At 40.3% G+C, this 14,899-nt stretch carries 7 protein-coding genes; all 7 read right to left on the reverse strand.

Annotation, left to right across the window (positions count from 1 at the left end; all coding sequences use genetic code 11):
* Positions 1–145: 145 nt before the first annotated feature.
* The 7 genes from RI844_RS09880 to RI844_RS09910 all read right to left on the reverse strand — a co-directional run bounded on the left by RI844_RS09880 (position 146) and on the right by RI844_RS09910 (position 14,796).
* Entirely contained in the window at positions 146–1,642 is a 1,497-nt protein-coding gene (locus RI844_RS09880) for a sulfatase-like hydrolase/transferase (protein WP_348398283.1), read from the reverse strand.
* 25 nt (positions 1,643–1,667) lie between these two features.
* A complete protein-coding gene (locus RI844_RS09885) occupies positions 1,668–3,293 on the reverse strand; it encodes a sulfatase family protein (RefSeq protein ID WP_348398284.1) in 1,626 nt (541 codons plus the stop codon).
* A gap of 32 nt (positions 3,294–3,325) precedes the next feature.
* Positions 3,326–4,837 carry a sulfatase-like hydrolase/transferase gene (locus RI844_RS09890; protein ID WP_348398285.1) on the reverse strand — a complete coding sequence of 504 codons (1,512 nt, stop codon included), beginning with the start codon at positions 4,835–4,837 and terminating at the stop codon, positions 3,326–3,328.
* An 87-nt stretch (positions 4,838–4,924) separates the two neighbouring features.
* Positions 4,925–7,801 (reverse strand): TonB-dependent receptor, encoded by a 2,877-nt coding sequence (locus RI844_RS09895; RefSeq protein ID WP_348398286.1) that lies wholly within the window; start codon positions 7,799–7,801, stop codon positions 4,925–4,927.
* Between the two features lie 164 nt (positions 7,802–7,965).
* Positions 7,966–9,459, reverse strand: a complete 1,494-nt coding sequence (locus tag RI844_RS09900; RefSeq protein WP_348398287.1) for a sulfatase family protein — start codon at positions 9,457–9,459, stop codon at positions 7,966–7,968.
* A 447-nt stretch (positions 9,460–9,906) separates the two neighbouring features.
* The gene (locus tag RI844_RS09905; protein ID WP_348398288.1) at positions 9,907–12,885 is read right to left on the reverse strand and encodes a cadherin repeat domain-containing protein; all 2,979 of its coding nucleotides are present in this window, start codon (positions 12,883–12,885) and stop codon (positions 9,907–9,909) included.
* A 312-nt stretch (positions 12,886–13,197) separates the two neighbouring features.
* On the reverse strand, positions 13,198–14,796 hold the full coding sequence (locus RI844_RS09910; protein ID WP_348398289.1) for a sulfatase-like hydrolase/transferase: 1,599 nt from the start codon (positions 14,794–14,796) through the stop codon (positions 13,198–13,200).
* Positions 14,797–14,899 lie beyond the last annotated feature (103 nt).

Below are 14,899 nucleotides of genomic sequence, written 5' to 3' on the forward strand. Positions count from 1 at the left end.
CATCAAAACTTTAAAAATAAAAAACAACACAAAAAAGTATCAATTTTTCTAACCAAATAGAGCCAAATACTAAATTATTGGCTTTGTCACTCGGCAATGGCTACCAGCCAGTTATAGTCGTCTCGCTCATTTTAGTCGCTGTTATTTACAACAACTCTGGATAAATTGGCGCCAGATCTAGTTTGTCTGCTAGCATTTCTTGCTCATGGCGAAGCGCTTTAAATAGCCTTTTTATCAAGGCAGACATCCTCGCTTGTTTAGCCAGATTATGCAACTCATTTGGATCCGCCGCTAAATCGTACAGTTCAATAGACTTAGCTTTCGGATACAGCACTAGTTTATAGTTATTTACAATAATTGCTCTTTGAGAATTTAAGTAAGCGCCATAAACTCGCTCATAACTAATGGCTTTATTATTATCTATCAGTGGTAAAACACTTTTAAACTCAACGTCTTTAGTATTTGCACCAGCGATATTAAGGGATGTAGCCATAGCATCTTGCAGGTAAATTGCGGCATCTCTGCGCAGGCCTTTAGGCACTCCTTTACCGTGGATGAAAAACGGTGCGCGCATACTGTGCTCGTACAAATTTTGCTTACCTAATAGGCCATGTTCACCAATGGCTAAACCATGATCGGCAGTAAAGATGATGACGGTATTATCCATTTGTTTGTTGGCTTTTAGTTGCGCCAGAATACGGCCAATTTGACTGTCTAAATGGCTGATTGATGCGTAGTATTCTTGACGGTTTACTAAAGTAGAATACTTGGTTCTTGGCAATGGTCCTAATTTTTCATCTCGTAATACTTTTATCTTTTGATTTTTAGACGATAGTAAGCTCATTTCTGCCATAGACGGATGAAGTGTTTGATAACTTTCCGGCAGGTTAATATCCTTTAACGGATACATATCAACAAACTCTTTAGGAGCTTGCCTTGGGTCATGTGGTGCGTTAAAGGCAACATACATAAAGAACGGTTGCTGAGAAGTTTTTTTGCTGTTTAAATAGTTTATCGCTTCATCGGCTAAGCCTTCGCTCCAATGTTGGCCACCTGCCCAAAAACCGCCCATGGTTTTATCGTATGGACTCCAACTATCAGATTTTTGCTCAAATGTTCTTTGGTAACGCTGCTCAGTTTGTTTTGGCATACCCGGTCTAACCGTGCCCTGCTTAACAAAACTTGCATGTGTTGGCGACTTAACATGCCATTTACCACTGAAGTATGTATCATAACCAGCGTCGCTCATGCGAGTAGCCCAAAAGCTATCGTTAACTGCTTTCTGCTTAGAATTAAACACTTCACTTTTAGTGGGAGTTGCTGTTTTTTTCTTATTTTTATTATTGCTAAACGCTTTATCAACATCGTGCGCTCGCCACAATGACAAGCCAGAATTAAGCATAGTGCGCGAAGATAAGCATACCGCGCCTGTCCATGCCCCCATGTTATAGGCACGTTCAAATATCACCCCATCATTGGCAAGTTTATCCAAGTTCGGAGTTTTAACTACTTCATGTCCCATAAACCCAGCTGTTTTGTAGCTCATGTCATCAGCAAAAATAAATACTATGTTAGGTTTGACCGCAAACACTAACGAGCTCATCAGGCTTGTTAAAATAAATATTAACGCTCGTAACATCATTGTTTGTTCCTAAAAGGCAATAAATTTACTCGTCGTGCCAGTACTGTTCACGTACCGCCATCAAGTGAGGGTTGTTTTCATCAGAGTCGCCAAGCTCATCTTTGAGTGCCAGTAATTGTGTTTTTAATTGCTCACGTTTTGCGTGGTATTTTTTATCATGATAAATATTGTTCATTTCTAACGGGTCATTTTTCATGTCATACATCTCCCAGTAAGGAGGCGTTGCCTTATTACCGCCCTTTTCTTTACTTGGTAAGCCATAAAAGAACACCAACTTAAACTCTTTCGTGCGAATGCCATAATGTGCAGGGTTATGGTGATGAGCCATATGCAACCAGTAACGATAGTATATGGCGTCGTGTCCATCAGCTTGCTCTGGTTCGCGTAGTCCTTTTGCAAAGCTTTGCCCTTGCATGTATTTAGGCGTCTGTTTACCGGCAAACTCTAACAATGTAGGTGCAATATCGGCGTTGGTATACAGTTTGTCGATTACCCCACCTTGCTTTATGACACCAGGATAACTGACAATAAATGGCATACGGCTAGACTCTTCGTAAATCCAGCGCTTATCGACATAGTCATGTTCGCCAAGCATCATACCTTGATCTGATGTATACACTATGATGGTATTTTCACTAAGCTTGTGCTGCTTAACATAATCAAGCACCCGGCCAACATTTTCATCAACTGCGCTGACCGTACTTAAGTAATCCTTTAAATACATTTGATATGCGAGTTTGGTTTCTTTGAGCAATTCATCACCTGCAAGCGTAGGCAAAGGCTTAAGCACTTTACTGACGCTGCCATCGCCGTTAGTAACTTTAGTAAACTTTTTCTTATGAAGGTTTTTACGGGTATAGCTTCTAGCGTTATAGCGCCTGGAAAGCGATGAACCAAACTGCGCTCCGGCAACACCATTAACAACTACCTCTTTACCAGGGCCGTGGTTGCCACGTTCAAGTAAACTTTTCGGCTCTGGAATTTTAACACCTGAAAATTGTTCTTGGTGTCGTTTCGCTGTCTCCCAAGGACCATGTGGTGCCTTGTTATTAATCATCAGCATAAATGGCTTGTTTTTATCACGCTTATTAAGCCAAGCTAGGCTTAAATCGGTAGTAATGTCGGTAACATAGCCTTTAATAGTTTTGCCACCACCTTTAGCTTCAACCCAAGGCGTGCCTTTTTCTTTAAATTTTGGATCATAATACTTACCTTGCCCAGGTAATACATTGTAGTAGTCAAATCCAAAAGGCTCGGTTTTAATGTGCCATTTACCAATTACGGCGGTTTGATAACCTAAGCTTTGCATTTCGTAAGGCAGTGTAGGTGTATCTTCACTAATTTTACCACCTAATGTTTTCACGCCATTTAAGTGAGAATATTGGCCGGTTAAAATTGTAGCTCTGCTTGGCGTACAAATAGAATTACTGGCATATAAGCCATCGAGTCGAACACCATTTTTTGCCAGTTTATCAATATTGGGCGTAGCAAATACACTATTTAAGCGACCGCCATAAGCCGATATCGCATTGGTGGCATGGTCATCAGACATAATGACAATAATATTGGGCAAATCGACTTTTTTAGCTGAAACGGTGGTTGCTTGCATTGTTAATACAAGCAACGTTAGTAAAGTAAAGAATTTGTTCATAAGCTATGTATTCTTAATATACCGAATGAGCCTTAAAAGCTTTCATCGTAAAACTTATAATCTTTAGGAAGCTCTAAATGCTTCTTCGCTCTTTTCTTGTTATCAAAGAACTTTTTGCCCTTGATCATCTTCTTCGAATTTACCCAGATAGGATCATCAAAACTGGTTGGCAAAGGGTTTTCCATCGCCACCAAATGTGCCAGCATTTTCTTTTTAATGTTGGCGTATTCAATATTGTGGGTAATGTTTTCATAACCTCTGCCATCATAGCTGCCGTTGGTTTTATATAATCGACCTTCTGGCTGGCCATAAATAGGCGCGACCGCTTCAAGTAAATAATCTTTAGTACGAACTAAACTGCCAGGGCCTGGAAAAGAATAAATAACGTCTTTAGTACTATCACTCTTGCCCTTTAAAAACGCCGCCATACTTTGGCCATCAACATTAAAATGGCCGGGAATTTTTGTGTCAGCAAGTTCAGCAAATGTTGGTAACACATCGGTAAAATCCATGAGTTCATCGGTCATGCCACGTTGTTTAACGTCAGCGCCGGCTACCACAAATGGCACATGCACGCCGTATTCAACCGCTTTACCTTTAGCCGAAGACGTTGTGCCATTATCTGAGGCATAAACAATGTAGGTATCTTCAGTAATACCAAGCTGTTCTATTTTATTGACGATTTTTCCTACCAATTTATCTGCGTAATTCATTTGCGATAAAAAGTTTTTTGCTCCTTGCTCTGTACCTTTTGGTACAGTTTTATTCGACGCAACAGCCCCCTTAGCAACATCATCAGGTGTCGGCGTGTGCGCACCATGCGGTAGAACCATAGTGTAATAGGCTAAAAATGGTTTCTTCGCTTTTGCTTGTTCATCGATAAAGTCGACAATGGCATCGGAAAAAATATCCGGGCCATAATCTTTCATCGTTGTTGTTAGCACTTTACCATTTTCGATAATACCCGGTTTCCAGTAACGAGAAATTTTTGGTGCACCGGTTATCGCAGATGCTTCCCAGGTACTATCCGGCACTAATTTTTTACCTAATATTTCTTCAAACGGTTTTGGGTCAGCATTCCAAACAGTATAACTATCAACGCCAAGATCTTTGCTGTTTGTAAGGATGTCAAAACCTGCGGGGTTATGCCATTTACCTGCAACGGCAACGGCATAGCCAGCGTCTTTTAATACTTTCGTAAACGACGGTAATCGGTCTTTACGCTTATAATCTTCAGGGTTTTTAAGGTAGTAAATTTTGTTGTCATAAGCGCCGTTATGCACTGCATAATTGCCACTTAACACCATAGAACGCGAAGGACCACAAATGGCTTGAGTCCAGGCTTGTTTAAACACCACGCCACGTTCGGCTAGAGCATCAATATTCGGCGTATTTGAAGCAATGCCTTTTTTCACCTTATAAACACCAAATTCTTCAAAGCCAGCATCATCAGATAAAATAAAAACAATATTCGGTTGTTTAGCCGCTAGAGTAAAAGGTAACAGTAAAAGTGTTAGTACTATTTTGGATAGGAAATTTTTCATATTAATTCGCTTGAGGTAAAACCTTCCTCCTCGCATGAACGAGGAGGCTTGGTTTAAACAGAAAGGGTTAGATTAATCGCATTTCATTTAGAAGCTGGCTGTTACACCAATTGAGTATCTGCGACCATTAGTGTTGTAGTATTTTAAACGTTCTGTTGAACCAATTTGTTCCCAATATGGTAACTGGTCAAAGTAGGCAGTTTTTTCTTCATCAGTTATGTTGACGGCTTTTATTACAACTTTAATGCTGTCATTAATCTTATACGACCCTGACAAATCAAACTGTTGATAATCATCAACATATTGGGCGTTGTTTTGCGAACCAAACGCCGAATTTAAATACTCCGAACGATAGTTATGCGACAAGCGAATACCAAAATCATGGGTTTCATATGCCAAGGTTGCATTAGTGGTATGTTCTGATAATCCCTCTAAAGGAAACTCAGTCCCCTCAACCACTTCACCTGTATTCGGGTCAACTATTTCAGCCGTACTATCGTTGTAGGTATAATTAAACTTAATAGAGAAGTTAGACCAAAAACTCGGTAAAAAATCTAAATCACGATAAACATTTACCTCTGCACCAACCACTTCTGACGATGGACCATTGATAGGACGTGTTATTTCAAATAGTTTACAACCATCTTCATCAACATCTGAACCATCACCGCCTAAATAACATTCGCCACTACTGTCATAATATGGGGAAACAACAGTTGTTTTTAGGATATAATCTTCAATGTCCTTATAGAATAAGCCTAGAGAAACCATACCCGAGTCACCCATATAATACTCTAAGCTAAGATCTACTTGATCAGAAAGGTACGGGTCTAAGTAAGGATTACCACCTTTTATTTTACCTGTCGCATCTGAGGAAGAAATGCTTAATCTTGGCGCAATTTCACCAAATGATGGACGTGCCATAACACGACCTGCAGCAAACCTTAAAATGGTTTCGTCAGTGAACGAGTAGCGTAAATTTAATGACGGTAATACATTGTCATAATCGTTTTCAAAGTCGGTAATAACTATTTCATCACCTTCTTTTACACCACCAGTACTTGTAGTGTCAGTGTGAACAAAGCGCACGCCCACATTACCAACTAATGAACCTGAGTCATTTTCAAAGTTTGCCATGATGTAGGCTGCTTGGGTCTGTTCTTCTATGTTATAGCCATTAAGTTTATTAGGATCTGACAATTCACTATTTTGTAGCTCTTCTTTCGTTATGCCAAAGCCGGCTAACGAGGCATCTAAATTGGCTATAGGCCAACTATGAATAGTATTTCCTGAAACACCATCATAAAAATCATTGACCGGGAAATCTCCTTGAACACCATCATCAGCTAAGGTCATATTCCAATTGTACTGATTAACGCCTTCGGCACTAGAAGTAAAGCGCGGCGCGTCCGAAATTCGGTCCTTATTGCGTTTTGTTGCCCTAACACCAAATTCAAGCGTTTGAATCCAGTGAAAGTCTAGGTCGTAATCTAAATCAAACTTAGCGGATATTTCATCATCTTCAGTCATATCTGTCGATGATGTCACAGCTTGTATGGTATAACGTGAAGGTTCCAAATGAGCGTCTTCCTCACCAAATAATATCGATGGCATATCCCCTAACCTTGAGTCGAAACTATAAGGGGTACGTACACCTGCATGGCTAGTATTGAAAGAAAGGCGGAATGACTCCGGCGTTTCTAATTCTGTATACGAGTAGCCAATGGAGCCTGAGATTGATAACCTATCAAAATTTTTGGAAGCGTCTAAACCAACAATATAGTTTGTTTCTTCTTTAGTCGACCAGGCATTGTTACTTACCATGTTGCCCATATCATCAGGATTTGGAATTCCATTTTCATCGGTTAAATAACCATCACCGTAAACAACTGTATTGTTATCATTTAAAATCATCGTATCTGGGTTAATATAATTAGGCCCTAACGAAAATTGATAACGGTCTTGTTCTACGTCATATGTTGAAGCACCTATATCAAACACAAATTCAGTAGAATCATTAGGACGATATTCAAAGCTGGCTGAGCCACCTATGCGCTCACGTTCTTGTTGGTATTGACGAAAGTTAAAGTTATTCGGACGGGCTGCACCAAATGGCCCTAAATCTTCGCCATTAAAAAATCTATCTGGATGTCCTTCAGGTAAAGAACGAATCACCCCTTCTTCTGGATCGGTAATAGTACCAGGAGCACCTTTTTTACCGCCGGTAACTGAAGTTGGCATAATATAACCAAATACTTCCATACCGTCTTGACGATTTCGACGTTTTTCATAGTTTAGATTACCGGCAAAACCAAACTTATTGTCAAAAAATTGATCGATATAATTAAGTTGTAATTTAGGGTCGACTTCTTCAGATAAATCCGAGTAACCGGCATTAGCACTAACCACTATTTTGCGTTTTTTAGCATCAAGTGCTCTACGTGTTTTCAAGCTAATAGTTGCTCCTAAAGAGCCTTCAACCATGCTTGCACCTGGGGTTTTAAATACTTCTACCCGTTCTAGTAAGCCAGAAGAAAACGCTTCTAAACCAACCGCCTGGTCATCACCAGCAGAGGTTAGGGTTTTACCATTAACGACTATTCTATTTAGGTTAGGTGCCATACCTCGCACACTCACTTGTGAGCCTTCGCCGTTAGCGCGCGTGATTGAAATACCGGTCACACGTTGTAGTGCTTCAGCGACGTTATCGTCAGGCATTTTACCGATATCTTCAGCAATAATTGCATCAACCACACCAACCGCTTCTTTTTTAATATCGCGCGATTGTTGCTCAGAAGCTCTAAAGCCCGTCACCTCAATTACTTCAACTTCTTCGCTGGCAGCGTCGTTAGCGTTAATTTCTTCTGCGGCAAAAGCGGCATTGCTCAGCATTAACATCGATGATGTACCAAGTAATGCTATGTGACATGCTTTGGTCAACTTAGCGACTTTAAAAGATTTCATTATTTGCTCTCCTAACCTTAGTTATCTTGATAATTCTTCTTGTTTTGTTAGTGGCTTAGTCAGCATAACAAAAACCTCGATTATTATTGATTTATTTATATAATTTTATACATTCAGACAAAATTCCCGTTGCAACCTTCGCAAATCGTTTGTCCTTACATGATCTATTCGGTACTAATTTTTTTTTTACTTTCTTTCTTACTTTTTTTGTCTTTCTTGTTCTTTTTAACGTTCACAGTTTTTGCTTTGTCCTCCGGCCATACATCTACGGGCTGATAACTACTGTTATTTGAGTAGTCACCACCTTGGTGGCTGACACGAAATGATTGTTGAAACTGTTTTAAAATTGATGTCATTTGCTGAACAAGCTCAGGCTTGGTAGCGGCAAGGTCTGATTGCTCTTTTACATCATTAGTTAAATGGTAAAGCTCAGCTTGTTCAAAGGACTTACTGTTTATAAGGAGTTTGTAACCGTCTTTGATCAGGCCTAACTTGCCTTTATGGTAAAAAGGTATTTCAGCTGACTCTGCCTTTTTATCGGTTAACTCGGCCAATAAGTTACGGCCATCAAGCGGCCTATCTTGTGGTGCAGTTTGTTTGGTGATAGCCAATATTGTTGGTAAATAATCTAAGGTAGAAGAAGCATTATCCAAGCGTTGGCCTGACTTGATATGGTTAGGGTAAAGCATGACAGTAGGCACTCGCACACCGCCTTCATACAATGAGCGTTTACGACCGCGCAATTCACCTGAAATTCCTGCATGTCTTCCTTTTACAGTTTTTCCTTCTGGACCATTATCACTGGTAAAACTAATAAACGTGTTGTCAGTGACGTCAAGTTTAGCGAGAAGATCACGTAAACGACCGATTTGTTCATCCATTTCTGTTACCGCCCCATAATAATGAGCTGCATTGCCATGTTCTGGATATAGCGCTAAATAGTCAGGGCCAGCAATAACCGGCGCATGCGGGGCATGAAACCAAATAACGGTGAAAAATGGTTTGTTGTTTTTCACGCTGTTGTCAATAAAGTCAAGCGCGCGATCCATAACCACGCGTGAAGCACCGCCCTTTAAACTTGGATCTTCAGGTGATAATGCGACACCATTATGCCAAAACGGATTATTTTCGGCTCGACTACCTATAGATGGGTCCCAAGTTGCTACAGCTGATTCAGTAACAAAACTTTCGTCATAACCATGAAAAGCTGGTGGCGAGTAGTTTTCAACGATCTTACGTTTTTTACCTTTGGCAGAAAATTCTTTGCTTAATGTACCAAGATGCCATTTGCCAAAATGGCCAGTTGCATAACCAGCACTTTTTAATAATTCAGCTAAGGTAATTTCGTCTTTTGGTAGATGGCCGATATTGGCGCTAAAAATACCATACCGGTAAGGATGTCTACCAGTTAGTACACTACCCCTTGTTGGCGAACAAACAGGTGCTGCAGCGTGAAAATTTGTCATCACCGCCCCGTCAATTGCCATTTTGTCTAAGCTTGGAGTTTTAATAATACTATTGCCGTTAAATCCAGTATCACCATAACCTAAATCATCCGCCATCAATAAAATAACGTTTGGTTGTTTTTGCTCTTCGGCTAAACAAGCTGGCAGAGCAAAACAAGTGATTGCTGTTATAGTTAAAATTTTACGTATCATAGTTCTGGTAAATCCACATATGGCCATATTTGCAGTTGTCAGCTAATAAAACATGACCTAATCTAACGCTTAAGATATTAGAACCATAAGAGCATGATTTTATTTTATAATAAACACCCTCAACAAGTCTTTACAAAATCTTTACAATTGACAAAAAACCTAAACAAATCCTTTACCTTGCTATACCCCTTGATATAACAAGGAAAACAGGCAGATGAATAAAATTTATTAAAGACAAAACACAGAAAGTACTAAAATGATGTTTTATTGCCATTTCCTCTGATCTATGAAAGAAGTATTAAACTTTGAGTTATAAGTCAATTGAGGGGCCAGTAAAATTCAAGCCGCCCTCAATGCTTGTGTGAGATAGAATTGGACTGATGATTGCAGTAATGGTACCTGTGGCGCTATAGTAATGCCTATTTGCGCCACTCTTTAGTTAATAATTTATTTAACGGTAAATTTCCACACAGCGCCTTTTACCCATATATCGTTAACATTCGCGTCAACACGCCAATAGTACGTTACGCCAGGAGTTAACTGAGTTTTAGACTGATAAATATTTGCTTGGTCAGCAATGAAGCTGCCCTTATATAAGTTATTGTCCTTATCCCCCGCAGCTAGACTATTCAATGCACTAACATCCGTTGTTAGATACACCATGTGCACTCCACTTCGATATGCTTCTCGCCACATCAAAGTTACGTTTGGTGGTACATTAAGAGCCAGTTCATCACGATACGCATCACGCGGTATTGGAAAGCTGGCACGTGAACTGCGATAGCCTGGAATCCAATAATAGGGCGAATCAAGTTCGTATGCGCCTAAATCAAGTGCTGCGCCTTGCATTGTAGTTTCTTGGTACTGTGGAATTTGTGCTGAACCAGGATAATTAGTAAAACTGTTTGGACTGTCGATTACATTACCGGCATCATGCAGTTCACCACCACGCTTTGGTCTGAAATCACGATTATGGATATCGTTTAGTTGTGTTTCCAATCGCTCTGATAGATCGATAGCTACACTATCAATGACTACACCATTATAGTTTTCTCGACTTGCTTTTAATGGACTACCATCAGCTTTCTGACCAAGGTATAAACCTGAGATATCAGTAATACTGTCACGCTCAGATGAGATAGAGTCGCTAGCATTGTTAGCCGCAATTGAACGTTCATGACGATAATAAGGGTTTGGATCAATAAGCATACGCAAATCAACGTCATCATTGTTCCAGCTAGTGTTATGATATACGCGATGATCGTCACCTTTAACCATGATGCCTTTAGCATTCCATACTACGTTATGATGGATCATGCCCCATTGCCCACCTGAGGTTTCATTTGTGGTGTTAAACGGCGCATCAAAACGAATTCCGTACTTTTCAGAATCATGAGCCCAATTATAAGCCATATTCACTGCGGCTTGTTGAGCTTTGCGTAATTGAAAGCTGGCGCCATCATTTTGCGCAAAGCCGCCTGTGCCCATGTCGTTATAGGTAGCATGTAAACTACCTCCTTCTGGGACAAACATGGTTGAATTGCCAATAACATCCATAGTGTTATAGCTAAACTCGACTTTTTGTGCAGCCATATCCTTTATCATTACAGTCGCATGCGGACCAATAGTATCAGCACTAGACCAATCGAGGCGTTCGAATAAATTATTGCTGACAATTGCCTGTCCACCAGAAACAATTAAAGCTTGTACGCCGGAATCAGTTACGGTGTTGTTTTTGAACACAATGCCACTATTGGTACGCTTGTTTGTCGCCGAATAAAGCTCGATATATTGATTACGTCCATAACCGGTGTCTTTATTACCATATACCTTTAAAACACGACGATCGGCGGCGCTATATTTAAAACTATTGTCACTAACCGTAATGTCATTACAGGGGTTACAGCGAATCGCACTGGCAAGGAAATCAAAACCAGATATTTTTACAAAATTACTATTTTTAAGATCAAAGCTGTAACTCAAGTCACGAAGCTTGACGTTGCTCTCTGGTAAACCGCCATTGGGGTGCCACAAATAGACAAAATGATTATTGTTTTCTTGTTGATAATGCCATTCGCCTGGTTGATCCAATAATTCAAGCTTCGCTTCTAAAAAGTAACTTAGCTTTTTTGCCTTGTAGGCTTGTAAGCTTGGCTCATAAGTGAACACATTGCTGCCAGGAACATGAGCAACGTTTTTATTTTCGTAATCATGTAAGGCACCTGTATAGGTATTGTATGCAGTAAAGCTGGCATCCATATCATTAAATGCTTTGACCATACGAGAATAAGTATAAAAGCTCGCGGTATTGGCAACCACAATAGCGCCACTAACATCGAGTAAATCGCCTTTATAATCTTTTGCGGTTGCTAAGTTATGATAAGTCACCAGTTCATCAGCGCCAGATGTATCATTAGTCATGATGCCATCTTTTTTACTGCCGCGATTTGTTTCACCGGTACCTTTGCTACCAGAGTCTTGCTCACCTTCCGCCCAAACAGACGCGGAATAAACCGATGATAAATTTACATTTGCTGGCATGGAAAAATTAGCATTGGGCCAACGGGCTAACATTTGTATTTCATCGTCAATGAACAGTTTCCAGATAGGTCTGTCGATTTCTACCTTGTAGATATCACCATGAAATTGTTGCCAATCACCAACTTTAATGTCATTAACCGCTATCGCACCACTAAGTGTGACCGACTCACACGGATAGGCTTGAATGGTTAAGTATTCTGAGTCAGTTCCGTTAATTTCAATGTTGCTGATTTCTTCGTGGTATTCACCTTGGCGCACATAAATTGTTTTACCCGGTGCGTTGACCACATTGTTCACTGCCAAAGAATATAATGCGCCGGTAATGCTAGCAAAAGGTTCGGCAACTGAGCCACTATTACTATCATCGCCATTGGTTGCCACATAGAGAGCATCATTAGCGACGTCGGTAGGCTTAAAGGTACATTGTTCAGGAACTGGCTCTGGAGCGGGTTCAGGTAGACTTTCAGAAACATCTTTAACCGTAATATTTACTGGTTTAGTTGCCGAATTATCGCTTGCATCAGTAGCCGTTAAGACAACTTGGTAAATATTATCACCATTACTGTCGCTTGGTTGTTCAAAATCCATCGCAGGCAAGGTGAAGGCACCGTTGCTGGCATTGAAACTAAAAAGTGAAGCATCATTACCGCTTAGGCCCCAAGTCAAGGTGCCTACTGGAGTGTCTCCGCTTAGCGCAGGGCTTGCACTGGTAAAAATCGAATTTTCATTGTGCTCAGTATCACTGATACCAACAATCGAAAATGAAATACTCACAGGTGTATTGCTGTCAATGTTATCTGCGTCACTGCTGGAACCGCCACCACCACCGCAAGCCGATAACAAGCTGCTCAGGGTTAATGCCATTAATGATACTTTTGCTTTCATAATATAATTCTTTTTCTGTTGATTACTTTAAATAATTGAGTGTTTTTACTAATGGCGTGATAGAGGCATCAAAACCATCGTGGCGCCGTTCAGCGACGCTTTCAGCATCAATTGTTTGCTAGTTGTTTATTGCTCGCAGTTTGTCAGACAACTTTGTTAGCAGAAGAAACTTGAGTCAGTGAGATCGTAGGCCAATTTAGTACAGCCATATCCATTCAACACTTTTTCATTCACATTCCCATACTAGCTGCGTTACTAACAGCTGCGGCTTAAACATTTATTATTATTTTGAAAGGTTAGACGGATACAGCTTTATTCAGTCTTAGCCTTTTTACTATTTTTAATTTTCTTATTCTTTTTATCTTTTTTAACGGCGCCACCTTTTGAATTAGAGCCAGCACTCATACTCGTAATATCACTAGTACTGTTTTGTTCAAAAGGAATATTTCGATCAGCAAGTCGTACATATTTAGGGTAGCCTCTATCTTTCACGCCTTGCTGTTGCCACATTTGCAGATAATTATCGTAGTGTTGCTGCATTTTTAACAACGTAGGTTGTTGCTCTTTAGAATGAGCCAAATTGGTTTGTTCATAAGGGTCTTTAGTCAAAGCAAACAATTCTTCTGAGCGTTCAAAACCATTAAGACCACCATAAAACCAATGGATGTACTTATGTTCAGGCGTTACCACTGCAAGCGATTGAGCTGTTTTTTCGCCCCACACATGCATAAGCAATACCGAATCATGCAACATGTCGAGCTGCTGTTGTTCCGGTTTTAGCGCTAATACGGGTAATATAGATTTACCCTGCATAGTGGCTGGTGCTTTAATATTGGCAAGATCTAAAATGGTTGGCGCGATATCAATATTGCCACTAAGTACCCTACTGGTTTCAAATTGGCTCTTGTATCGCTTGGGATGGTAAATCATAGTGGGTGAGCGCGTACCTTCTTCATAGGCATAAAGCTTACCTGACAAGCCTTTACTACCATTAAAAAAACCGTTGTCAGCTGCAAAAATTATTACGGTATTATCGGCTACGCCTTGTTCTTCAAGAGTATCGATAATTCGCCCTACCGCTTGGTCTAAGCCGTAAACTAAACCATGATAATTAGCCATGGCTTTATCATGGTTTTTCATCCATTTTTGCCCTTTTGAGGCAGGGCGACCTGAGAGCGCTTGCTTAGGTGCATTTTTATCTACACCGTAGTTTTCAGGCTTAGGGAATGTTTTACCTGCATAAATTTTTTGGTATCTAGGATCAACCGTGTAAGGCCCGTGCGGAGCTTTAAAACTGACCGACAAATTAAACGGTTTTTTAGACTTAACGCCTTGCTTTATAAAGTCGGCCCCCATTAAACCAAGGGCATGGGTCGTGTGCTCTTTTTTTCCAGCAAAGCGTTCAAACCATGCGCTGGCTTCTGGGTTTGCAGTTATTTCATATTTCCCCTGGCCCATCCATGCCGCCCAATAATCAAAATCTGGTCGTACGGTATCGGCACTACCTTTTTTGCCATCAGGGGAGCTTACATGAAATCCGAACTTGCCAATAAAGCCGGTATAATATCCGTTGGCTTTTAACTGCGCTGGGTAAGAGTTTTTCCAAGTACTATAATCCATGCCGCCATGAGCAAAATTGGTACCTGTAGAGAATTCATATAAACCACTAACATAATTAGCACGGCTGCCTTGGCATATCGCGGTGGTATTGTAACTTTTGCTAAAATTAACACTCTGTTTTGCAAGACGATCTAAATTTGGCGTTGTTAAACCAAATTTATTCATATAACCAAAAGAATCCCAGCGAAAATCATCGGCCAATAAAAAAATGATATTTGGTCGTTCATCGGTATTTGCAGCCAATGCATTAACACATAAAATACTGCATAAAAAGGTCAATAATATTTTCATGGCTATTTCTCTAAAGTCTGTTCAATGGGCCAGTTATACTTACCGAAACGTATACATCCCAATAGTTTCGGAATACCCCACATCGTGTGGCGCAAAAAAACGC

It is taken from the genome of Thalassotalea fonticola, assembly GCF_032911225.1.
Taxonomy (GTDB): domain Bacteria; phylum Pseudomonadota; class Gammaproteobacteria; order Enterobacterales; family Alteromonadaceae; genus Thalassotalea_A; species Thalassotalea_A fonticola.

Bases quoted from the DNA above. Each gene is read 5' to 3' on its own strand.
- RI844_RS09880 (WP_348398283.1), bottom strand. From the start codon at position 1,642: ATGATGTTACGAGCGTTAATATTTATTTTAACAAGCCTGATGAGCTCG.
- RI844_RS09885 (WP_348398284.1), bottom strand. From the start codon at position 3,293: ATGAACAAATTCTTTACTTTACTAACGTTGCTTGTATTAACAATGCAA.
- RI844_RS09890 (WP_348398285.1), bottom strand. From the start codon at position 4,837: ATGAAAAATTTCCTATCCAAAATAGTACTAACACTTTTACTGTTACCT.
- RI844_RS09895 (WP_348398286.1), bottom strand. From the start codon at position 7,801: ATGAAATCTTTTAAAGTCGCTAAGTTGACCAAAGCATGTCACATAGCA.
- RI844_RS09900 (WP_348398287.1), bottom strand. From the start codon at position 9,459: ATGATACGTAAAATTTTAACTATAACAGCAATCACTTGTTTTGCTCTG.
- RI844_RS09905 (WP_348398288.1), bottom strand. From the start codon at position 12,885: ATGAAAGCAAAAGTATCATTAATGGCATTAACCCTGAGCAGCTTGTTA.
- RI844_RS09910 (WP_348398289.1), bottom strand. From the start codon at position 14,796: ATGAAAATATTATTGACCTTTTTATGCAGTATTTTATGTGTTAATGCA.